Origin of the sequence: Nocardioides gansuensis (assembly GCF_003076135.1) — a bacterium.
Lineage (GTDB): Bacteria > Actinomycetota > Actinomycetes > Propionibacteriales > Nocardioidaceae > Nocardioides > Nocardioides gansuensis.
This window is the reverse complement of record NZ_QDGZ01000002.1, coordinates 488,579-511,243: the sequence shown is the minus strand read 5'-3', so window position 1 is coordinate 511,243 and position 22,665 is coordinate 488,579. Positions and strand designations below refer to the sequence as shown.

Genomic DNA, 22,665 nt, shown 5'->3' with positions numbered 1-22,665 from the left:
CCGTGCCGGACCCGTCCACGTCCTTCGTCGAGCGCCACATCGGCCTGCGCCAGCCCGACGTCGACGCCATGCTCGAGCAGCTCGGCTTCGACTCGCTCGACGCGGTGATGTCGGCCGCCGTCCCTGGGGGCATCCGCAGCGAGGCGGTCCTCGACCTGCCGCCCGCACTCACGGAGGACGCGACGGCGCGTGAGCTGCGCAGCCTCGCCGCGCTCAACCGCCCCGTCGAGGCGATGATCGGGCTCGGTTACCACGCCACGACCACGCCGCCGGTGATCCGGCGCAACGTGCTCGAGGACCCGAGCTGGTACACCGCCTACACGCCGTACCAGCCCGAGATCTCCCAGGGCCGGCTCGAGGCACTGCTGAACTTCCAGACCGTGATCGGCGACCTCACCGGCCTGCCCACCGCCAACGCCTCGCTGCTCGACGAGGGCACCGCCGCGGCCGAGGCGATGACGCTAGTGCGCCGAGCCAACCGTCAGGGCGCCGGACCGTTCGTGGTCGACGCCGATGCCCTCCCGCAGACCATCGAGGTGGTCCGCACCCGCGCCGAGGCGATGGGCATCGAGGTCGTCGTCGCCGACCTCACCGACGGACTGCCCGACGGCGAGCTGTCCGGGGTGCTCGTGCAGTATCCCGGCGCCAGTGGCCGGATCCTCGACCCGCGGCCGCTCATCGACGCCGCCCACGAGCGCGCCGCCCTCGCTGTGGTGGCCGCCGACCTGCTGGCGCTGACCCTGATCGAGGCGCCCGGCACGTTCGGCGCCGACGTCGTGGTCGGCTCCAGCCAGCGATTCGGCGTCCCTCTGTTCTACGGCGGCCCGCACGCCGGCTACATGGCGGTTGCCGCCGGCCTCGAGCGGCACCTGCCCGGCCGCCTCGTGGGCGTCTCCGTCGACGCGGAGGGCCGCCCGGCCTACCGCCTCGCGCTCCAGACCCGCGAGCAGCACATCCGCCGCGACAAGGCGACCTCCAACATCTGCACCGCCCAGGTGCTGCTCGCCGTCGTGGCGTCGATGTACGCCGTCTACCACGGCCCCGAGGGCCTGCGTGCGATCGCGAAGCGGATCAACCAGCAGGCCGCCGGGCTCGCGGCCGCCCTCCGCGACGGCGGCGTCGAGGTCGTGCACGAGCACCTCTTCGACACCGTGCTCGCGCGGGTCCCGGGCCAGGCCGAGACCGTGGTGGCGAACGCCCGCTCGCTGGGCCTGCACCTGCGCCTCGTCGACGCCGACCACGTCGGCATCAGCGTCGGAGAGACGGCAGGCGACGCGGTCTCCGCCGCGGTGCTCAAGTCCTTCGGCGTCGGGGAGGTCGCCTGGACGACCTCCGGCTCGTTGCCCAGCGACCTCGCGCGCACCACGCCGTACCTCACCCACGAGGTCTTCTCTGCGCACCACAGCGAGACGCAGATGCTGCGCTACCTGCGCCGCCTCTCGGCCCGCGACTACGCGCTCGACCGGGGCATGATCCCGCTCGGGTCGTGCACGATGAAGCTCAACGCGACGACCGAGATGGAGCCGGTCAGCCTGCCCGGCTTCGCCGACCTCCACCCGTTCGCCCCCGCCGAGGACGCGGGCGGCTACCGGCGGCTCGTCGACGACCTGGAGGGCTGGCTGGCAGAGGTCACCGGCTACGACCGGGTGTCGATCCAGCCCAACGCCGGCTCGCAAGGTGAGCTCGCAGGGCTGCTGGCGATCCGCGGCTACCACCGGGCGAACGGCCAGGAGCAGCGTGACGTCTGCCTGATCCCGAGCTCGGCGCACGGCACCAACGCCGCGTCCGCGGTGATGGCCGGCATGAAGGTGGTCGTCGTCAAGGCTGCGGAGGACGGCTCGGTCGACCTCGACGACCTGCGCGCGAAGTGCGAGGCGCACGCCGACACCCTGGCCGCGATCATGGTCACCTATCCGTCGACGCACGGCGCCTACGAGGACACCATCACCGACCTGTGCCGGGTCGTGCACGACCACGGCGGCCAGGTCTACGTCGACGGTGCCAACCTCAACGCGCTGCTCGGCTTCGCCCGCCCCGGGGATTTCGGCGGCGACGTCTCTCACCTCAACCTGCACAAGACCTTCTGCATCCCGCACGGCGGCGGTGGCCCCGGCGTGGGTCCGGTGGCGGTGCGCGCGCACCTCGCGCCGTACCTCCCGTCGCACGCGATGCACCCCGAGGCGGAGAAGCGCGTGGGCATCGGCCCGATCAGTGCCGCGCCCTACGGCTCGGCCGGCATCCTGCCGATCTCCTGGGCCTACATCCGGCTGATGGGCGGCGAGGGGCTCACCCGCGCCACGGCGATCGCCGTGCTGTCGGCCAACTACATCGCCCACCGCCTCGAGCCGCACTACCCGGTGCTCTACCGCGGCCACGGCGGGCTGGTCGCGCACGAGTGCATCCTCGACCTGCGCGGGCTCACCAAGGAGTCGGGCGTGAGCGTCGACGACGTCGCCAAGCGGCTCGTGGACTACGGCTTCCACGCCCCGACGATGTCGTTCCCGGTCGCCGGCACGCTGATGGTCGAGCCGACGGAGTCGGAGGACCTGGCCGAGATCGACCGCTTCTGCGACGCGATGATCTCGATCCGTGAGGAGATCGCACGGGTGCAGGCGGGGGAGTGGACCCCGGAGGAGTCGCCGCTGCGGCACGCGCCGCACACCGGCCGCGCGCTGGTCGGCGACTGGGACCGCGCCTACTCGCGCGAGCTCGCGGTCTTCCCGGCAGGCATCGACCCGGACAAGTACTGGCCGCCCGTGGCCCGCATCGACCAGGCCTACGGAGACCGCAACCTGGTCTGCGCGTGCCCGCCGCCGGAGGCGTTCGCCTAAGTGGGCGACCTGCGCCAGCGCCTGCTGGAGAGGGCCCAGGCCGAGGGACGCGTGACCTCGGTGGTCGGCGCTGTCTTCGACAGGTACGGCGCGGTGTGGGCAGGCAGTGTCGGCGACGGTCCCGGCCTGGACGGGCAGTACCGGATCGGGTCGATCACGAAGACCCTCACGGCCGTGCTGGTGATGCAGGCTCGCGACGAGGGCCTGCTCTCTCTCGACGACCCGGTGGGGAAGCACCTCGGTGAGGTCGGGTACGCCGAGGCCACCCTGCGCGAGCTGCTCTCGCACACCTCGGGCATGCAGAGCGAGCCCGCAGGCTCCTGGTGGGAGCGCACCCGGGGCGGCGACTTCCCGGCGCTCGCCGCGGCCAACGACGGCTCGGGCCGGGTCGCTGCCGCAGGGGAGCGCTACCACTACTCCAACCTGGGCTACGGCCTGCTCGGCGAGGTCGTCGCGGGCTGCTTCGGGGCGCCGTGGCGCGAGCTGGTGGGCGGCCGGTTGCTCCGGCCGCTCGGCATGCGCCACACGTCGTACCTGCCCAGGCCTCAGGCGCAGCCCGGCTGGAGTGTGGACCACTTCACCGGCGTGCGCGTGCTCGAGCCGCTCGCGGACACCGGCGCCATGGCACCCGCCGGACAGTTGTGGTCGACGGTCGAGGACATGGTGGTGTGGGGGCAGTTCCTCGCCGGGTCCCGGCCCGACGTGCTGGCGACGGCGTCCCTGCACGAGATGACCCGCCCGGTCACGCCCGGCTACGGGCTCGGGCTGCGGCTCACCCTGCATCCCGGCGGCCTGCTCGTGGGGCACACCGGCTCGATGCCCGGCTTCCTCGCCGCCCTCTTCGTCGACCCCGGGTCGGGCATCGGCGCGGCGACGCTGATGAACGGCACCACGGGAGTCGACCAGCTCGCGCTCACCGTCGACCTGATCGAGGGGGACCCGGACGGTGACGATGCGCCGATCGAGCCGTGGGTGCCCACCCGCGAGGTGCCTCCGGAGGCCGCGGGCCTGCCCGGCCTGTGGTTCTGGGGCAACACCGCGTTCGAGGCACGCTGGCACAACGGGGGGCTCGAGTTCCGCAACCTGGCGCTCGGCAGCCGGCTCGACTACCGCTTCGAGGTGGTGGACGGCGTGCTGTGCGGCGTCTCGGGCTACCACCGCGGCGAGCGCCTCGACGTCGTCCGGCGCGACGACGGGACCGTCGCGCACCTGGAGTGCGCGACGTTCGTCTACACACGCAGTCCTTCGGCCTAGTCGCGTCCCCGGCGCCACCACGGGCCGCCGTCGCCCCCGGACGGCGACTCGGCCTCGACCTTGAGCTGCTGGGCCGCAGCCTTGCGTTGCTTGCGCTCCCGGCGCGCCTGACGGCGCGCGTCCTGCATGTCCCACAGCTCCTGGAGTCGGGCGGCCGCGACCTGACCCTGGGTCGCGGTGGTGAAGCCCTCCGCGATGGTGCTGGCCGCCCGCTCGCCCAGCTGCCGGCCGAGCTCCGGGTCGTCCTTCAGCTCCCGCATGGCCCTCGCGGCCTGGTCGATGTCGGGCTCTGCCCAGCTGGAGGTCTCCGGGTAGGGGTCGCAGCCGGGCGGCACCGGCACGAGCGTGTAGTCCACGAGCCGGGAGTTTTCCGGTGTCATGAAGTCGAGGTTGCCGGAGTAGGCGGTGGCGATGGCTGGCCTGCCGATCGCCATCATCTCCGCGATCGTCTGGCCGAACCCCTCGGAGCGGTGGAGGGACACGTAGCAGTCCGCCCGCCACATCAAAGCGTCGAGCTCCTCGCGGCTGAGGTAGCGCTCGATCAGGACGATGTCGGGGCGGTCGGCCACGACGTAAGCGAGCCGTTCGCGCTCGACGGGGCGCATGGCGGCGTTGATGCTCTTGATCACGAGCCGGGCCTCACCAGGGGTCGGGAAGGCCCGAGCAAACGCTTCGACCAACGCGAGGGGGTTCTTGCGCTCGAGCACGCTGAAGAAGTCGAACACGAACAGGAAGGTGTAGACGTCGTCGGCGAACTCGGCCAGCATCCGCGTGGGACGCGCGGGGGCGTGGACCGGGTGGGGGATCGTTACCACGGGCTTGTCCGTCGCCGCTGACAGCACCTGCCGGTTGAAATCGCTGCTCGCCCAGATCTCGTCGACCATATCGAGCGCCGGGCGGAACTGGTCGGGGAAGTCGTCGAGCTCCCAGAACCAGAGGGCGATCCGATAGCGACCGCGGAGGTATTCGTCGCCGGCATCGGCGAGCAGAGTTGGGGTCATGTCGGCGTTGGTGCATATCAGCAGCGTGTCGTGCCGTTCCCCCTCGGCGGGCTTCCAGTCCCGCCAGGGCGTGCCCTGCCGGCTGCTGGTGCGGGTGTAGGTCGTGGTGGAAACCGGGACGCCGGCCTCCCGGAGCCCTTCGGCCGCGAGCCGCGCCGAGCCGCCGAGCCCCAGCTCAGCCCTCAGAAAGCCGGTGACCTCCACCCCGTGCGTCCGCCGGCGCCGCGCCTCCGTGCGATCATCGTCACGCACCTCCAGGTAGCCAGGAGTCGTCGTGCTGCTCGTCAGACGGTCACGGATCGCACGAGCCACTGCGACGGGGATGTGCTCCTCGGCACCGTGCATCTCGCACCAGTCGAGGAAGTCGGCGATGTTGCCGGACCACACCTGGGGGTAGTACTGCTGAAGGTCGGGCCGCCGGAGGTAGACCGGTGTCAGCAGCCGGCCGAGGCCGAACTGGTCGTCCTCGCGCTCCGCCGTCATCAGCCACGCCAGTAGGTCGAGCGATCCTTCCGTGCCGGTCATGAGGCCCGTGCCGCCTCCCCGGGCTTGGGCCACGAACTCGTGACGTACGTGCCGGCGTACCTCCGCGGTGAGCTCGACGCCGTCACGAACCGACACCGGGGCCGAGTCCGTGGCCTCGGGCGGGTGGCCGGCTAGCCGCAACCGATCGGCGTACTCCTTCGTGAGTGCGCGGAGGACAGCATGCTCCGAGAGCCGCAGTCGCGCGGGCTCTGGCTGCTCAGCGGAGATGAGGTAGGGCGCCTCAGGGGCATAGCCAGGGAACCGCACGAAGGCCAGCGGGCGACCCTCGACGGTCGGCGTGCCGTCCGCAGCCCGCTGGAGGGGGCGCGTCGGCATGTTCCACCACACGAGGTCCCAACCCGGGTCGCGGTGGACGTGCACGGGGAAGGCGTGTACGGCGTGGTCGAGCATCCGGCCGTCGAGGAAGAAGCCGGACCTGGGCTCGTCGAAGCAGTCGGTGGCCATCCGCTGCTGCCACCAGGAGACGAAGTCCCGCGCCGCTGCGCCGGGGCGGAGCGCCACGAACCCCGGGTCGATGGTGCCCCAGAGCAGGAGCTCCTGCTCCGTGGGACGCTTGCCGTCCTGCGGGAGGGGAGCGGTCAGCCGGGGGGCCAGCACGATCCCGGCCTCCAGCAGTGCCGGAAGGTCGGTCAGGGGTTGCAGGACCCAGGTCTCGGGCTCGAGGAACACCACGTCCGCGCCGTCGTCCAGCAGCCGGTCGAGGAGCCACGTCTTAAGTGCGCACCGCAGCTCGTCGGCCGTGTAGGCCGTGGACATCCGGTCCAGCAGGTGGTCATCAATGCCCAGGTCGGCGACCCGGAGCACGTCGACGCCCGCCGGGACCGTCCCCTCGTCGAGGAGGAGGATGGTGACGGCGGCCCCGGGATGGTGCTCCCAGAACGACTCGACCAGCACGCTGGCATGTGCGAGCTGCCCTGCGGCAGCGACGGTGCATAGGTGCATCAGAGGGCCTGCGAGACGCTCGACATGTTGAAGTCGGGGACCTTGAGGGCTGGCGTCGCGGTCCGCGAGAAGTAGTCGTCGCCCCACTCTCGGCTGAAGCTCGGCGCCGTTGCGCTCGCCGCCGTGAAGCGGTTGAGCAGGTCGATCGGGCTCTCGTTCCACCGGAAGTTGTTGACCGCGCCGGTGATCTCGCCGCCCTCGACGAGATAGACCCCGTCCCGGGTGAGCCCGGTGAGCAGCATGGTCTGCGGGTCGACCTCGCGGATGTACCACAGGCACGTGAGGAGCAGGCCGCGCTCCGTGCCGGCCACCAGCTCGTCGATCCCGCCGGTGGCCCCGTCCACCTCGAGCACGAGGTTGTCGATCATCGGGGTGACCGGCTGCCCGGTCATGCCTGCGGAGTGGCGGGTCTGCAACAGCGCGGTGAGGACGCCGTCGCGGATCCAGTCGGTGCGCTCGAGCGGGAGCCCGTTGTCGAACACCGAGTCGGTGTTGTCGGACGCCCCGGCGAGGTTGAAGGGTGCGCACTCGAGGGCGGAGTAGGCCGGGTCGGAGTAGAGGTGGACCCCGGGCTTGACGATCTGCTCGCCGATCCGGGTGCCGCCGCCGCGCCTGCTGTAGACCGACTCGCCCTCGTGGGCGACCCGTGCGCCTGCGCCCCAGTAGGCGTCGATCATCAGGTCGGCCACCGCGCTCGACGGCAGGATCGTCTCGTAGCGCCCGGCCGGCAGCGCGACCTGGCGCTCTGCCCAGGCCAGCCGCCGGGCGACCTCGTCGGCCATCCGCGCCGCGTCGACGTCGGCGAAGTCGCGGGTCGCGCCGCCGACCCAGGCACTTCGGGTCAGGTCCGCGCTCTTGCCGGTGCACGCGTAGTGGCCGGTGGGCTGCACGTGGCGGAGCCGCAGGCCGCGGCTGGACCCGAGGTAGGTGGTCGCGACCTCGTGGTCGACGAAGCCGTAAAGTACCCGCTGCTCGGCGCCAGCCTGGCCGAAGGCCTCGCCCAGGGCGGATGCGAACGCGTCGTACACGTGGATGTCGGTGCGGGCCGGCGCCTCGTCCCAGTCGGCCGACGTGCCCTCGGACAGGAGCTCGGCGGCGTCCTCGGCGGGGGAGCCCGCCCGGGCGGCGGCGTCGGCGGACTCCACGAGCGCCGTCACCTGCTCCAGATTGCTGGCGCTGGCGGAGACCGACGCCGTGGCGACGCCGTCGCCCGAGGCCACGAACGAGATCACGGTGACGGAGGTGCCGACCATGACGCCGTTGGTGGTGAGCGTGTTGTTGGCCCACCGCAGGTTGGCGCTGCTGCCGTCGCGCACGATCACGACGCAGTCGTCGGCCGTGGAGGTCGCGAGCGCGTGCTCGACGAGCTGCTGGGTGGTCAGGGCGATCGAGCCGGTGGACGTCATCAGTGGCCTGCCTCGTCAGTGGTGTTGAGGATCCGGACGCCGCGGAACAGGGCCGTCGGACAGCCGTGGCTGACCGAGGCGACCTGGCCGGGCTGGGCCTTGCCGCAGTTGAACGCGCCGCCGAGCACCCAGGTGTCCGGGCCGCCCACGGCCTCCATCGAGCCCCAGAAGTCCGTGGTGGTCGCCTGGTAGGCGACGTCCCTGAGCTGCCCGTCGAGCCGCCCGTCGGTGATCCTGAAGAAGCGCTGCCCGGTGAACTGGAAGTTGAACCTCTGCATGTCGATCGACCAGGACTTGTCGCCGACGACGTAGATGCCGCGCTCCACCCGGGAGATCAGCTCGTCGGTGGACGGCCCGTCGGGAGCCGGCTGGAGGGACACGTTGGCCATCCGCTGGATCGCGATGTGGCTCGGCGAGTCGGCGTAGGCGCAGCCGTTGGAGCGGCCGCCGTTGAGCTCCGGGATCATCGGGCCCATGGACCGGTCGAGCTGGAAGCCGACCAGGACCCCGTCCCGGACGATGTCCCAGCTCTGCGTCTCGACGCCCTCGTCGTCGTAGCCGATAGTGGCCAGGCCGTGCGCCACGGTGCGGTCGCCGGTCACGTTCATGATGTCGGAGCCATACTGCAGGGTGCCCAGCTTGTCGGGCGTGGCGAAGGAGGTGCCGGCGTAGTTGGCCTCGTAGCCCAGGGCGCGGTCCAGCTCGGTGGCGTGGCCGATCGACTCGTGGATCGTCAGCCACAGGTTGGAGGGGTGGATCACCAGGTCGTAGGTGCCTGCCTCCACGCCGGGGGCCCTGAGCTTCTCGGCGAGCAGGTCGGGGACCTCCTCCAGCTCGGCGTCCCAGTCCCAGCCGCTGCCGGCGAGGTATTCCCACCCGCGGCCCACGGGCGGGGCGATCGAGGACATCGAGTCGAAGACGCCGGTCTCGTCGTCTGCCCCCATCGCCTCGAACCCGGGCTGCAGCCGCACCCGCTGCTGGGTGGTGCGGGTGCCGGCGAGGTCGGCGTAGTACTTGTTCTCCTGCACCTGCTGCAGGTGGGAGGTGGCGTGGTCGACCGCGTCGTGCCGGACGAGCCGCTCGGTCCAGTCGACCAGCAGGGCGGCCTTCTCGCTCGTCGGCACCTCGAGCGGGTCGATGTCGTAGGCCGACACCCACGTCACGTCGTCATGGACCGGCTCGGGCGCGAGCTCGACCGGCCTGGACGTCATTCCGGCAGCGACCCTGGCCACCGCCACCGCGGTCTCGGCGACCCGGCGCGCCTCGTCGGCCGTCAGCACCACGCCGGACGCGAAGCCCCAGGCACCCTCGTGCACCACGCGCACGGCGAAGCCGAGGTCCTCGGCGTCCATCGCGGTCTGCAGGACCCCGTCGCGGGCCCCGAGGTACTGGTAGCGGACCCGCTCGAAGCGGAAGTCCGCATGTGAGGCTCCCAGCTCCTGCGCCCGGGCGAGCGCGGCGTCGCCCAGGGATCGGTAGGGGAGGTCCAGGAAGCTCGGGTCGAGCCGGGCGGCACACATGCGGCCGAACCTATCCGAGCCGTTAGGGTGACGGCCATGACGACACCCGCCTGGCTCGGGATCGGCGCCCAGAGGTCCGGGACGACATGGTTCACCGACCTGCTCTGCCAGCACCGGGAGGTCGGGCTGGGGTCCAACGACCGCAAGGAGCAGCACCTGCTGCACAAGGTCGGCGACGGCATCGAGCCGGCCTCGGCGTACCTCGACCTGTTCCCCGACGACGGGGTCCGGCGGGGGGAGTGGACGCCGCAGTATCTCCGCCACGCCTCGGCTCCCGCGGCTGCCGCACGGCTGCTCGGTGCGGACACGCTGGTGCTCGTACTGCTGCGGGACCCTGTCGAGCGGTTCCTCTCGGCGATGCGGCTCGCGGCCACGCGCGCCAACAACCCATGGCCCTACCCGGTGCCGATCACCGTGCAGGCGTTCAGCGGCTTCTACGCCGACCAGCTGGCCATGTGGGCCCACCACGTCGGTCGCGAGCGCCTCGTGGTGATGGTCTACGAGGACGTACTCCGCGACCCGCAGGCCGCGGTCGACGCGGTCTGGGCCCGGCTTGGCCTGGGGTCGGTGCCGCTGCGGGACGTCGACCGACCGTCCCGCTCGTCGAGCCACGCCACGTGGGAGCCGCCGGCCGGCCTGGCCGAGTCCCTCCAGGTCCTGTATCGGCCGCAGGTGGCGCGCCTCGCCGAGGAGTGGGGCCTCGACGTGAGTGGGTGGCCGACCTCAGCCGGTGACGGCCACGACGCGTGAGCCGCCGCGCTCCTTGACGATCCGCAGCTGGGTGGGGATGCGGGTCTGCATCTCGGCGACGTGGCTGACCACGCCGACCACCCGGCCGCCGTCGCGAAGCGAGTCGAGGGTGTCCATCACGTCGTCGAGCGTGTCGGCGTCGAGCGAGCCGAATCCCTCGTCGACGAAGAGGGTGTCGAGGTCGGCGCCGCCGGCCTCCTGGGTGATGACGTCGGCGAGGCCCAGCGCCAGGGCCAGCGAGATCACGAACGTCTCTCCGCCCGACAGGGTCGCCGGGTCGCGGCTCTCGCCCGACCACTCGTCGCGCACCAGCAGGCTGAGCCCGCCCCGCGTCTCGCCGGCTCCCCGGCGGCCGGTGTGCTCGAGCGTGTAGCGCTGGTCGCTCATCGACCTCAGGCGGGCGTTGGCGGCGTCGACCACCTGGGAGAGCCGATGGGCCAGGACGTAGGCGGAGAGCCGCATCTGCAGCTGGTTGTCGGGTGACTTGCCCTCGACGAAGCTGGCCAGGGACGTGACCAGGCCGAGGTCGGCGTGCAGCGGGAGCCAGGCGGCCAGGGCGGCGGCGAGCTCGTCGGCGAGGGCACGCACCCGGGTCGCACGGTCGGCCGTGAGGTCGCGGCGTCCGTGTGCAGTGGTGAGCGCCTGCTCCGCGGCCTCGGCGCTCGCGTGCAGGGCGTCGACGTCGGGCGGGGTCGCTCCTGCTGCGGCCACGACCGCGGGATCGTCGAGCAGCCGGCGTGCGCGGTCGACGGCGAGCACGTGCTCGGAGATCGCGGCCTCGGTGTCGAGGAGGTCGTCGGGCGCGAGCAGGGCCGTCTCCGCGGCCGCTGCGTCGGCGAAGCCGGCGCGGTCCAGGGCCTCGGCCAGGGACTGGGCTGCCCGGTCGTGGGCGTCCTGGGCCCGCTCGCAGGCCTCCAGTGCGTGGATCGCCCGGTCGACGGCGTCCTTGCGGTCCACCAGCGAGGCAGCCAGCGACGTCAGGTCGTCGCAGCCGGTGCCGGAGAGGCATGCCTCGAGCTCGGCGCGGGCGTCGTCCAGCCGGGAGCGGAGCACCGCGCTGCGCGACGCGAGCCCGGCGAGACGGCCCCGCAGGGTGGTCGCCTCATCGGCGAGCTCGGCGCCGGCAGCCACCAGTCGCGCGAGGACGGCCTCGTCGCCATCGGCCCGGTCGGCGAGCGATTGCAGCGACGCCAGCGTCGCCTCTGCGTCGGCCACCCGGCCGGCCAGCGAGTCGGGAGCCTCGCCCGCGGTCGCCCGCGCGAGGGCAAGTCGGGTGGTCAGGTCGCGCACCCGCTCGGTGCGGGCCAGGTGGTCGACCTCGGCATCGTCGACCAGGGCGCGTGCAGCCTTCTCGGCGGCCGCGTCGGGGGCACCCGGGGACGGCCGGGCCGGCGAGGGGTGGTCGTGCGAGCCGCACACCGGGCAGCATCCCCCGACCACGAGGGCACCGGCTATCTCCGCGGCCATCCCGTCGAGGCGCTCCTCGCGCAACCGCAGCCACGTCTCCTTGAGCGCCTGGACCCGGTCGGTCGCGGTCTGCAGCTCTGCACGCGCTGCCTCGAGCTGGCTGGCGAGGCCACCTGCGAGCCGGTGGGCGGCGTGCGCCTCGCGCCAGCGGTCGAGCTCCGCGGCTGCCGCCGGCAGCGCGGCGGCTGCTGCGGCCGACTCCTCGCGAGCGGCCCGGGCGGCAGCCTCGCGCTCGGGGAGCTCGGCGACCTGCCGGACCACCCCGTCGAGCTGGGCCTCCAGCGAGGTCCGGTCGGCGTCGAGGTCGCGCAGCTGGGTCTCGAGCCCGGCGGCCTCGGCCTCCACTCCGCCTAGTCGCTGCACGCGCTCCAGCGAACCGGTGAGGTCATCACGGAGTCCTGCCAGGAGGGCGCGCGTCGCGCCGCGGAGGCCGTCGACGTCGAGGGCGGCCGCCACCGCCTGGCGCGCCCGCCCGAGGTCGTCTGCGGCACGCCGGCCCAGCTCGAGGAGGGGCCGCACCCCCTCGGCCTGCCTGGCGAGCTGGACGCGGGCGACGGCGGCCTCGTGCTCGCCGGACCGGGCGTCCAGTCGCGCCAGCTCGGCCGTGGCCGCGTGGTGGGTCTGGGCGAGGCGGGCCACCTCGAGCCCACGGCGGAGCTCCTCGCGGGCGGTCGACGCGCTGCCGGTGGCCCGGGCCAGCTCGGCCTCGGCTGCGGCGGCCGCGTCGGCGCTGGCCGCGACCAGCTCGCTCGCCCAGGTGGCGAGCTCGCCCTCGGCGGCCGGGCCGGTGAGGGCGCGGACGTCCGTGCCCTCGGGCAAGGGGAACCCGGCGGTCTCGCTGAGCCGGCTCGCGAGGTCGGCGAGCGCCCGGAGCTCGTCGTCGCACCGCCGCCGCAGCGACAGCCGGTGGTCCCGCAGCCAACCCTCCACCCGGTCGAAGCGCGCTGTCCGGAAGATCTGCTGGAGCAGGGCGTGCCGCTCCTCCGAGCGCGCGCGGAGGAACGCCTGGAACCGGCCCTGGGGCAACATCGCGACCTGGCAGAACTGGGTGAGGGTCATCCCGAGCAGGCGGCTCACCAGGTGGCCCGTCTCATCGATGCGGGTGGACAGCGGCACCCACTCGCCCTCGATGCGCTCGGAGACCACGACGTGCGCCTGCTGGGTGGTGGTGCCGGTGCCCCGGCGCTTGGGGCGCTCCCACGCGGGAGACCGGTCGAGGAGGAACCTGCGCCCGCTCAGGGTCGCCTCCAGCACCACACGCGGAGCGACACCCTCCGGCGAGCGGTCACAGCGGAGCCGCTTGGCGACCGCCCGGTCGCCGGGGACGTCGCCGTAAAGCGCGAAGCAGACCGCGTCCAGGACGCTGGTCTTGCCGGCACCAGTCGGGCCTGAGAGCAGGAAGAGGCCCGCCCCGGAAAGGGCGTCGAAGTCGACGACCACGCGCTCGGAGAACGGCCCGAAGGCCGTGATCTCGAGGCGGTGGAGTCGCATGGGTCGAACCTACGAGCCCGCACCGACAACAAGGCGGAGCAACGCCGCTGTCAATGGCCCTAGGCCAGCCGCCCCGTGAGGACCTCCCACGTCTCCCGGGCGTAGTCGTCCCAGGTGCGCTTGGGTCGAGCAGCGGCCTCCTTCTCCAGCGTGCTCAGCACCAGGTCGTCGCCCAGCAGCGCTTCCATGGCCTCAGACAGCGCGTAGTCGTCACGCGGATCGACCGTGAGGGCGCCACCGCCCTCCGCGATCTGTGCCATGCTCCCGAAGTTTGAGGTGATCACCGGCGTGCCGAGCGCGAGTGACTCGGCCACGGGCAGTCCGAAGCCCTCGTTGAGGGACGGGAAGACGCTGAAGCGCGCGTGCGTGTACGCCGCCGCGAGGATGTCGTCGTCCACCCCGCCGAGCATCAGCAGTGACCGGTCGGCCGCCTGGAGATCCGCGACGTTTTCCCTGAACTCCTTTCCGCCCCAAGACCGAGCGCCGAGGAAGCACAGCGTGAAGACGTGGCCGCGCCGCCACAGGAGCTCCGCTGCGTGCAGGACCGCCAGGTGGTTCTTCCGTGGCTCGTGGCTACCGACGACGAGCACCACCGGTCCGCTCGAGTCATCGAACACGGCTGCGAACTCCTCGCGAGCCTCCTCGGAGGCCGGGTGGATGCTGGCAGGCAGGGTCACCTCCCTGAGCTCAGGCCCGGTCAGCCCGGCCCCAGCCAGCGCCTGGTGCCAGCCCTCGAACTCGGCCTCCGAGGCGCGGGAAATCGGAGTGATCGCGTCGAAGGGCTGCAGCGCGTTGAGGTATTCGAGGAAGTGCTCGTTGTCGTGCCCGCCTCGGGTCTCCGCCGAGGTGACGGCGACGACGTCGTAGCCGACGGCGCCGGTTCGGCACCGCGAGTAGCGGGCGAGGGGCTGGAGGAGGACGGAGCGGCTGTACTCGCCCACCACCTCGGGCAGGATGTAGGTGCACTCCCAGGGCACCACGAGTGCAGGCTGCTGCCCGCGTGGCTGTCGCACGGTGGGGTCGGGAGCGAGGCCCTTCTCCATCAGTTCCTGCTCGTGTGGACGCAGCAGGCGGGTGCAGGACAGGGTCGTCGTCCACGTGATCGGGCGCGCTCCGTGGTCGCGGATCCAGCGCATTACAGACTCGCGGACCACGCGCTGGATGCCGGTGGTGAACGGCGAGTCCAGGGTGGTGGCGACGTCGACGAGGACGTCACCGGGTTCGGGGAGCACGACCTGCCGCGCCAGGCTCGAGGGCGTCGACAGGGAGCGGATCGCCTTGTCGAGCGATTCGCCTCTGTCGAAGCGAGAGGCCAAGGCGGTCGCCTGGACCAGCTGGTTGTCGGGCAGCCTGCCGCTCATCACGGCCAGCGTGAGCCAGATCTCGCTGGGGTCCTTAGGGTCCAAGAGGGGTCGTGCCGCCCTGCCTGGACCGTCGGCCGCCACGGCAACGGTGGGCGACCCCTGTCCGAGTGCCTTCGCGACGAGGGCGAGACGGACCGCCCAGGCCTCTGCGGCCGGTGCGCGGCGTCTCAACGTCCGACCTCCTGGTTCCCGCCGCCGTGGTCGGTTGTGAACTCCCACAGGTCTCGAGCGTAGTCGTCCCAGGTCCTGGAGGCGCGCTTGTCGATCTCGGCGCGCAGTTCCACGAGCCGCTCGGGACAGGTGATCAGCTCCCGCATCGCAGCCGCGACGGCGTCCATGTCACGGGGATCCACCGTGACGCAGCCGCCGTGGGCAGCGATCTCTGCTTGACTGCCGTAGTTGCTGGTCAGGACCGGCGTGCCGCAGGCGAGCGCCTCCACGACGGGCAGGCCGTAGCCCTCGTGCAGGGAGACGAACACGGCGAAACTTGCGTCAACGAGCTGCTGCCACATCTCGTCGTCCGATACCCAGCCGAGGCTCGTGATGGGGTGTCCCTCGGATTCGATGGCCGCGACCGCCTGACGGATGAGGGGCTTGGCGAGGCCGTCGCCGCCCATCAGCACGAGTTCGAAGTCCTGGCCCTCCGACCAGAGCCGGTGCGCCGCCTGAACCACCATGAGGACGTTCTTGTGGATCTCCTGCCGCGCCGGCACTACGACGCGCGGACGAGTCGGGGGCTGGCTCTGAAGCGGACGCTCAGGTCTCCCCAGGTCCTCTGGCAGCATGACAGTCTCGACGCGAGGTCCGGCAAGCCCCTGCGCCGAGAGCATGTGCGTGAAGCCGCGGAACTCGTCGCGCGCCGAGTTGCTGACAGTTGCGACCTTGGCCATGTGCTTGACCGAGCTCAAGTACAGCGTGAAGACGGACTCCTGTTGAGGTCTGAGACTCGCCGAGACGACGGGAATCATGTCGTGCCCCACGGCGCACGCACGGTTGCCCGAGTAAGCGACCAATTCCCTGGTCGTCCGCGCGGCGTGCCAGTGAGGCACCTCCGGGAAGAGCACCGTCGTCCGCCAGGGGACGATGAGACGGGGAGAGAACGCCGCCTCAAGCTCATGGTCGACCTCGGTGTCGAGGCCGAAGCTGCAGACGCGCAGCTCCTCCTGGGGGGACAGCGTGCGAAAGCCGGAGCGTTCCTCCGTGTCGGCCACCGCCACGGCGTCATGCCACACGGCCCACCGCTGAGCGACGGCGCGGGTGACCCGCTGGATGCCCGAGTTGTTGTCGTGGCGGGCGCAGTAGTCGGCGTAGACGACGGCTCGATCGGTGATGATGTCAATCGGGAGATCGGGGCGCGCAGACACCGGGTCTGCGGCCACGTTGTCGAGCGCGTTGGATGCAAGCGCCTCCGGGCCGTCCAGCTGGAGGATGCGGGCGGCACGCTGTACCTCACCGGCCATCGGGAACCGTCCGCATACGGCCGTGAGGAACAGCCAGATGTCCGGCCCCGGCGTGGCCTCCACCTCGCCGGCGAGGTGGACTAGCGCCTGGGACGTCGTGTCGGCGGCGTCCGCGCCCGAGATCTCTGGCTGCACGCCCGTGAGCGCCACGGTCGCCACGCTGAGACGCTGTGTCAGGGCGTCGATGACGACGCCCGAACTGACGCTGGTGATCACCTGGAGCGCCCCAGCAGCGATCGTGCGGTCTTGGCCAGAGGGCTGGCGGAACCGCCCTGTCGCCCAGGCGCTTCTGCCACAGAGCGACGCTCGGCATGGGCGAGCTTGCGCCGCAGCACCTTGATCCGCTCGGCTTGCTTGTCGGTGCGCTGGGTCAGTTCATTGACACGCTGCAGCAACTGGCTGCGCTCCAGCAACCACGCGTTCTCTGTGGGAGCGCGGCCCACCCCCGCCCCCCAGGCGCGAAGGGCCTTTGAGCGCCAGTGGCGCAGATGGCCCTCGGACTCGGCCAGGCGCCTCCCGAGGTCCGCGACCTCGCGGTCAATGAAGTGGTCGAGCGCACATGCAGGATAGCTGAGCGGCTCGCGGAGGGTCGCGGCATGCTCGTCGGCGACGTAGAAGCATGAGACGCCGTCAAACAGGCAGAACGTGTAGCCCGCCGCGAGCACCCCGGGCTCCCACCGGTCGCGGGTCGATCGGGTTGAGTTGGGCTCGGTCGCCTCGATCACCAGCACCCAGGGCCGCCAGGCACGGAGGTCGACGCTGGCGAGGACATCGGCCTCGGCACCCTCCACGTCCACCATCAGGAAGTGGACCGGTGTGTGCGCCAGACCGGCCTCTTCAACCAGCACGTCGAGTCTCGCCCCGCGCACCTCCAGGTCCTTCACTGTGATGCCGCGCTTGGCGTTGGCTACGCCGACAGAATCGACCAGCGAGGACATGCCGGTGCCGGGCGCCCGGTGGAGCGTCACCGTGTCACCTGCCGAGGTCACGGCCGCCTCGACGACGTGGTCGAGGGGGCGGGCCCTCCGGACCCGGCCCGCGAACACCGGATCGGGCTCGACCACCAGCCCCGTCCAGCCACGGTCATAGAAGGCCTTGGTGATCGAGTCCTGGACCGGGTCGTTGGCCCCGATCTCGACGTAGCGCCCGTTCTGGACATTGCCCAGCGCCCGCCAGAGCACGACGTCCTCGCGGTTCTGAGCGTATGAGATGAACTGTTCCCCGGTCACGCGCGGCACTATATCCGTGGCGCCTGGTCCTGCTCGGGGTCCCCACAGCAGGCCTCCACCGCGTCACGCAGCAGGCTGGACTCCTCGGGGGTGGCGGGTGCCCCGCGCAGGTCGGCGACGAAGTCGAGGGTGATCTCGTGGTCACTGCGCCCGGTGGGCCTGGCCATCGGCGTGGTGGCCGTCGGCTGCGTGGGCGCGAACTGGAGCACCAGCGTGTGCGGGAAGCGCCGGCGGAGCTGGTCCATGGCCTGGAGCGGCCGCGTCGCGTCGGTGAGGGTCGCCTGGACCCAGGAGTCCTCGTGGCCTGCGAGGTCGGCGCGGGTCAGCAGCTCCTCGAGCGTGCCGGTCAGCCGGGCCAGCGGGCGCGGCACGGGAGCCGGCACGAACTCGGCGGTGTCGACGCCCGTCGGGCCGAGGTCGACCAGCCAGGAGCCCTTCACCTGGTCGGCCTCGGAGAACGAGAACGCGAGGGGGGAGCCGCTGTAGCGGATCGAGTCGCCGAGCACCTGGCTGCCGTGGACGTGGCCGAGCGCGGTGTAGTCGACGCCGTCGAAGACCGTCGTCGCCACCCGAGAGACGCCGCCCACGCTGATGTCGCGCTCGGAGTCGGAGGGCTCGGCGCCGGCCACGAAGGCATGGGCGAGCACCACGGAGCGCACCCCGGGCCTGGCCGCCAGGTCACGGCGGACCCGGCTCATGGCCTCGGCGAGCGCCGCCTGGTGGGAGCGCACGGGCAGGTCCCACGGCTCGCGGAGCGCACCGGGGTCGAGGTAGGGGAGGCCGTGCACGGCGACGGGTCCGTGCGCGTCCTCGAGCACGACAGGTCGTCCGACATCGGCTGCCGAGGTGCGGACGAAGACCCCCGCGGCGTCCATCAGCCGGGAGCCGAAGCCGAGCCGCTGGGCGGAGTCGTGGTTGCCGCTCGTCACCACCACCCTGGCCCGGGAGCGCGCTAGCCGCGCGAACGCCTCGTCGGCCAGCCGGACGGCGTCGACGTGGGGGAGGGCCCGGTCGTAGACGTCGCCGGCCAGGAGCACCAGGTCGACCTGCTCGCGCTCCACCACGTCGATCACGTGGTCGACGTATGCACCCTGGTGGCCGAGCAGGTCCTCCCGATGGAAGGACCGGCCCAGGTGCCAGTCAGAGGTGTGCAGGATGCGCATGGGACGAACCTAGGTCGGAGCACCGACATCCGGTCGGACGCGCGCCGCGCCTCTGGCAGGCTGGCGCCCATGAGCGACGACTCCTTGCGCAGCATCCACCTGACCAAGATCGGCGAGGCCCGCTACAAGGCCACCAACGAGCGGGGTGGCGAGACCTTCATCGGAGTCGGCGGCGACGATCCCGACTTCACCCCGGTCGAGCTGCTGCTCGCCGCGATCGCCAGCTGCACCGCGCTGGACGTCGAGTTCATCACCCGCAAGCGTGCGGTGGCCACGACGTTCGAGGTGGACGCGAGCGGCGACAAGGTGCGCGACGAGCAGGGCAACCACCTCACCGGGCTCCGGGTCTCCCTCGACGTCGTCTTCCCCAAGGGGCCCGAGGGCGACGCGGCCCGCGCAGCGCTCCCGCGGGCCGTCGAGCAGTCCCGCGACCGGCTCTGCACCGTCGGCCGTACGGTCCAGATCGGCGCGCCGATCACCTATGAGCACAGCTGAGCGGCATGGCTGTCGACGTCACCGTCGAGACGGTCATCGCCCGGCCGGTCCCCGAGGTCGCGGCGTACGCGGGCGACCCGACCAACGCACCCGAGTGGTACGTCAACATCAGGTCGGTGGAGTGGCGCACCGAGCCGCCCGTGCGGGTGGGCTCGCGGATGGACTTCGTCGCGCAGTTTCTCGGCAGGCGGATCGCCTACACCTACGAGGTCACCGAGCTGGTGCCCGACCGGCGGCTGGTGATGGAGACCGCACAGGGACCGTTCCCGATGCGCACGACGTACGGCTGGGAGCCCGTCGAGGGCGGCACCCGGATGACGCTCAACAACACCGGGGAGCCGAGCGGCTTCGCGCGCTTCGGCGCTCCGGTGCTGGAGAAGGCGATGACGCGGGCGACGTCGAAGGACCTCGCGCGCCTCAAGTCCCTCCTCGAGTCGAGGGGCTAGCGGTCAGCCGACCGTGACGCTCTCGATGGTGACGGGCTGGTTGGGGGCGCCGCCGCCGGCCGGGTTGGAGCCGTCGTCACCCTTCTCCGCGACCTTCTCCATCAGCTTGATGCCGGCCTCGTCGAACGTCCCGAAGACGGTGTAGTCGGGGGAGAGCTGCGTGTCGGCGAAGACGAAGAAGAACTGCGAGCCGTTGGTGTCCGCTCCGGCGTTCGCCATCGCGAGCGTGCCGGCGGGGTAGTTCTCCTCGCCGGTGAGCTCGTCGGCGAAGGTGTAGCCCGGGCCGCCCGCGGTGGTGCCGCTCGGGTCACCGCACTGCAGGATGCCGAAGCCGGGTGCGTTGGCCAGCCGCGGGCACGGGGTGTCGTCGTAGAACCCCTGCTCCGCCAGGGAGACGAAGGAGTGCACCGTGCAGGGCGTGCTCTCGGCGTCCAGCGTGAGGCTGAAGTCGCCGACGTTGGTGCTCACCGCGACCGGGACGGTCCCCGTCGCCTGGGCCTCGCTGGACGGCGGCTCGACCTCGCGGGCGGGCTCGGTCCCGTCGGCCGGGTAGTCGCACTGCACGGTGCCCGCGTCGGCCGAGGCGTCGGTGGTCGTCTCCGTGGCGGCGTCGGCCGGCTGGTCCCCATCTTCGGTGCCACAAGCGGTGAGCACGGCGAGGGAGAGAACGGCGAGGGCCGAGGTGGCGGAGAGGCGTCGGGTCAGCATGGGGCAGATCGTAGGCGGGCGCCGGCCGGCTAGCCGTTGCGGCCCCGCGCCGCGACGCTCCAGCGCTGGTCGCCCACCCAGAGCTCGTCGGCCAGGTTGACCGCGTTGCACACGTGGTTGGGCACCAGCCGCAGGGTGGTGCCGAGCGGAGGTCGCTCGGCCATCTCGATGACCGCGTGGTGCTCCGAGAGCATCACGATCCGGGCGTCCGGGTGGTCGAGCAGGCGGCCGAAGCCGGTGGAGTACGCCGCGCGGTCGGCGCCGAGGACCTTGCTGCCGGCGTCCACGACGACCCGGCCGCCGGCCAGGCTCACGACCGTCGCGTGGCAGGTCAGCGCGATGTCGTCCGGGGAGCAGGACCCGAGCTCCCACTGCTGGGCGTCACCGAGGACGTAGACGCCGGGACGCAACTCCGTCACCACGCCGGTGTCGGTGTGCGCGAGGCTGGGTGTCGAGCCGCCGCTGAGCACCGGTGCCTCCACTCCGGCAGCGACGAGCGCCTTCCCGGCCTCTGCCAGGGCCCGTGCCTCGTCGGCCGCGGCGCCGCTGCCGCCGTCGGGGGAGTAGGAGTGGCCAGGGAACGTGAAGGCCCCCCGCACCCCACCGGCGGCGGCGACCTCGCCCACGTCGCCGGGAGCGCACCCCGTGCGGTGGTGGCCGCTGTCGATCTCCACCATCAGCTCGACGTCGGGCAGCATCGCCCGGGCGCGCGCGGCGGACTCGGTGCAGTCGACGCCGATCGCGTTCCTGGCGCGTCCCGCGAGGCGGGCCAGCCGTGTGGCCCGGTCGTCGTCGAGCCAGAGCGGGTAGGCCACGAGCACGTCGTCGAACCCCGCGTGCACGAACACCTCGGCCTCACCGACGGTCGCGACGGTGACGCCCGTGGCGCCGGCCGCCACCTGGAGGCGGGCGATCTCCAGGCACTTGTGGGTCTTCACGTGCGGCCGCAACGCAACGCCCGCGACACGTGCGCCGACCGCGACCCGGTCGATGTTGCGGCGGAGGAGCTCTTCCTCGACGACGAGGCGGGGTGTGGTCACGGCGCTACCGTACGCAGGAGCGCCGAGGCAGGGTCCCTGGACCCGATCCCGGGCACGTAGCCTCGAGGGTATGCAGGTCGGCACCACGCGCCGCGCTCTTCTCCACGCGGGTGGGCTGCTGCTGGCGGCCCTCCTCTCCGGGTGCTCGGGGCAGGGGAGCGGACCCGCGCCGGCGCCGCCGAGGCCGTCGTACGACGGAAGCGAAGCGAGCAAGGCGTCGCCCACCGCACCGCCGACGACGCCGCGTCGTGAGTCGATGGCCAGCGACGGAGCCCCGCGGCGTGCACTCCTGAGCATCCCGCGGCTGGCGATCCGGCACCTCCCCGTGGTGCCCTACCGCGGCTACACCGACGACGGCCCCGGCACGGAGATCCAGAACCGGGGCGTGGCCGCCAGCCCGCACGGACCCCGCGGGGGCACCGGCCCGGGTGGCATCGGCAACTACCAGGTCACCGCCCACCGGCTCTCCTCGACGCAGGCCTTCCGCTACCTGCCGGACCTGCGGCGGGGCGACAAGGTGTACGTCGTCGCGGGGGGAGTGCGCTACACCTACCGGATCACGACGACCCGGATCACGTCGTTCCGCAGCGCGCGCTCCTTGAGGGAGCAGCGCGCCGCGGTGCCGGGCCGCCCCGGCGTGGCACCATCCCGCGCGATGATCACGCTCTCCACGTGTCGCACGATCGAGGACCACGCCGAGGGCAACTACTGGGCAGACGAGTTCGACAACCCCGAGCACCGGATCGACAAGATCGGCGTGCTCGTGGCGGCGTCCTAGCGAATCACCAGTCCCAGCCGGCGCGGTCGACCTTGCGGTGGAAGCGCATGCCCGTGAGGCCGCCCAGGACGGCGCCACCGAGGCTCGCCACCACGGCGAGCACCGCGGCGACGAGGCCGCCGGTGGTCAGGTCGCCCTCGCTGATCGGGATCCTCGGGAAGCCGTTGAGCTCGGCCATCACGTCATACTCGGTGCCGGCGACCGCAGCCACAACGGCCACCACGATGGCGATGATGAGCGCCCACAGCCACACGGCCAGGCCCTGCTTGGCGCCGTCGAAGCGTGCCATCCTGCCGGCGACGTAGCCGCCTGCGAAGTAGGCCACGAAGAGGACCACCAGCAGCGCGATGCCGCCGGCGATCCCCACGGTCTCGGCGTTCCGCCGGGCGTCCGACTCCTCGAGGCCGGTGCTGAGGCCGACCGCGGCACCCGCCGCGGCTAGGACCGCGGTCAGGATGAGGGCGGTGCCCATGGCGGTGAGCCAGCCGAAGAACGCAGAACCCCACTTGATGCCGCCGTACTCCGCGCGCTCCCGCGCGACGACGGCGTGGCGGTCCATGGCCGGTGTTGCTTGACTGGTGTCGGAGTCGTCGTGGTAGGTCTCGTGCGACCCGTGCTCGTCATCAGTCGCGTGCGACCGGTGCTCGTAGTCAGTTTCGTGCGACCCGCGCTCGTAGCCACTCTCGTGCGCCCCGTGCTCGCGATGTCGTTCTCTGTGCGGCAAGTGAAGCTTCATGGGTAGCTCCCTGTACTTGACAGTGTCCTGAGGAAAGC

The 22,665-nt window shown here is 72.0% G+C and carries 17 protein-coding genes; 6 read left to right on the top strand and 11 right to left on the bottom strand.

Annotated elements, in window-relative coordinates; genetic code table 11:
• Nucleotides 1–2: 2 nt before the first annotated feature.
• A complete protein-coding gene (gene gcvP, locus DDE18_RS06685) occupies nt 3–2,831 on the top strand; it encodes an aminomethyl-transferring glycine dehydrogenase (protein ID WP_116571433.1) in 2,829 nt (942 codons plus the stop codon).
• Nucleotides 2,832–4,085 carry a serine hydrolase domain-containing protein gene (locus DDE18_RS06680; RefSeq protein ID WP_116571432.1) on the top strand — a complete coding sequence of 418 codons (1,254 nt, stop codon included), beginning with the start codon at nt 2,832–2,834 and terminating at the stop codon, nt 4,083–4,085. It begins immediately after the preceding gene.
• On the opposite strand, the gene DDE18_RS06675 is transcribed toward DDE18_RS06680, so the two are convergent.
• Genes DDE18_RS06675 through DDE18_RS06665 form a run of 3 tightly spaced genes read right to left on the bottom strand, consistent with a single transcriptional unit; the run spans nt 4,082 to nt 9,500 of the window.
• The gene (locus tag DDE18_RS06675; protein ID WP_116571431.1) at nt 4,082–6,574 is read right to left on the bottom strand and encodes a glycosyltransferase; all 2,493 of its coding nucleotides are present in this window, start codon (nt 6,572–6,574) and stop codon (nt 4,082–4,084) included. The genes DDE18_RS06680 and DDE18_RS06675 overlap by 4 nt on opposite strands.
• Nucleotides 6,574–7,980 (bottom strand): TldD/PmbA family protein, encoded by a 1,407-nt coding sequence (locus DDE18_RS06670; protein ID WP_116571430.1) that lies wholly within the window; start codon nt 7,978–7,980, stop codon nt 6,574–6,576. Before DDE18_RS06670 ends, DDE18_RS06675 begins: the two co-directional genes overlap by 1 nt.
• On the bottom strand, nt 7,980–9,500 hold the full coding sequence (locus DDE18_RS06665) for a TldD/PmbA family protein (protein WP_116571429.1): 1,521 nt from the start codon (nt 9,498–9,500) through the stop codon (nt 7,980–7,982). Before DDE18_RS06665 ends, DDE18_RS06670 begins: the two co-directional genes overlap by 1 nt.
• A gap of 36 nt (nt 9,501–9,536) precedes the next feature.
• On the opposite strand from DDE18_RS06665, the gene DDE18_RS06660 reads away from it, so the two are divergent.
• Nucleotides 9,537–10,250 carry a sulfotransferase gene (locus tag DDE18_RS06660; RefSeq protein WP_116571428.1) on the top strand — a complete coding sequence of 238 codons (714 nt, stop codon included), beginning with the start codon at nt 9,537–9,539 and terminating at the stop codon, nt 10,248–10,250.
• Here DDE18_RS06660 and DDE18_RS06655 read toward each other — a convergent pair.
• From DDE18_RS06655 to DDE18_RS06635, 5 genes are all read right to left on the bottom strand, one after another.
• On the bottom strand, nt 10,224–13,208 hold the full coding sequence (locus DDE18_RS06655) for an AAA family ATPase (protein ID WP_116571427.1): 2,985 nt from the start codon (nt 13,206–13,208) through the stop codon (nt 10,224–10,226). The two genes, DDE18_RS06660 and DDE18_RS06655, sit on opposite strands and share 27 nt — an antisense overlap.
• Before the next feature lie 59 nt (nt 13,209–13,267).
• Complete coding sequence (locus tag DDE18_RS06650; RefSeq protein ID WP_133241177.1) at nt 13,268–14,569, bottom strand: glycosyltransferase family 4 protein; 1,302 nt, start codon at nt 14,567–14,569, stop codon at nt 13,268–13,270.
• Nucleotides 14,570–14,739: 170 nt separating this feature from the next.
• On the bottom strand, nt 14,740–16,248 hold the full coding sequence (locus DDE18_RS06645) for a glycosyltransferase (protein ID WP_116571425.1): 1,509 nt from the start codon (nt 16,246–16,248) through the stop codon (nt 14,740–14,742).
• Nucleotides 16,245–17,261 (bottom strand): FkbM family methyltransferase, encoded by a 1,017-nt coding sequence (locus DDE18_RS06640; protein ID WP_165821063.1) that lies wholly within the window; start codon nt 17,259–17,261, stop codon nt 16,245–16,247. The genes DDE18_RS06645 and DDE18_RS06640 overlap by 4 nt, the downstream gene beginning before the upstream one ends.
• 8 nt (nt 17,262–17,269) lie before the next feature.
• The gene (locus tag DDE18_RS06635) at nt 17,270–18,424 is read right to left on the bottom strand and encodes an exonuclease SbcCD subunit D (protein ID WP_116571423.1); all 1,155 of its coding nucleotides are present in this window, start codon (nt 18,422–18,424) and stop codon (nt 17,270–17,272) included.
• A 69-nt stretch (nt 18,425–18,493) separates the two neighbouring features.
• Here DDE18_RS06635 and DDE18_RS06630 point away from each other — a divergent pair, with 69 nt between their 5' ends.
• Together DDE18_RS06630 and DDE18_RS06625 are read left to right on the top strand one after the other, a co-directional pair.
• A complete protein-coding gene (locus tag DDE18_RS06630) occupies nt 18,494–18,919 on the top strand; it encodes an OsmC family protein (protein WP_116571422.1) in 426 nt (141 codons plus the stop codon).
• A gap of 5 nt (nt 18,920–18,924) precedes the next feature.
• Nucleotides 18,925–19,365 (top strand): SRPBCC family protein, encoded by a 441-nt coding sequence (locus DDE18_RS06625; RefSeq protein WP_116571421.1) that lies wholly within the window; start codon nt 18,925–18,927, stop codon nt 19,363–19,365.
• 3 nt (nt 19,366–19,368) lie between these two features.
• Here the strand turns inward: DDE18_RS06625 and DDE18_RS06620 are convergent, their stop codons facing one another.
• A complete protein-coding gene (locus DDE18_RS06620; protein ID WP_116571420.1) occupies nt 19,369–20,073 on the bottom strand; it encodes a peptidylprolyl isomerase in 705 nt (234 codons plus the stop codon).
• 29 nt (nt 20,074–20,102) lie between these two features.
• A complete protein-coding gene (locus DDE18_RS06615) occupies nt 20,103–21,113 on the bottom strand; it encodes an alanine racemase (RefSeq protein ID WP_245916483.1) in 1,011 nt (336 codons plus the stop codon).
• 70 nt (nt 21,114–21,183) lie between these two features.
• Between DDE18_RS06615 and DDE18_RS06610 the strand changes: the two genes are divergently transcribed.
• Complete coding sequence (locus tag DDE18_RS06610) at nt 21,184–21,891, top strand: sortase domain-containing protein (protein WP_116571419.1); 708 nt, start codon at nt 21,184–21,186, stop codon at nt 21,889–21,891.
• Between the two features lie 4 nt (nt 21,892–21,895).
• Here the strand turns inward: DDE18_RS06610 and DDE18_RS06605 are convergent, their stop codons facing one another.
• Nucleotides 21,896–22,627 carry a hypothetical protein gene (locus DDE18_RS06605; protein WP_211754434.1) on the bottom strand — a complete coding sequence of 244 codons (732 nt, stop codon included), beginning with the start codon at nt 22,625–22,627 and terminating at the stop codon, nt 21,896–21,898.
• Between the last annotated feature and the right edge of the window lie 38 nt (nt 22,628–22,665).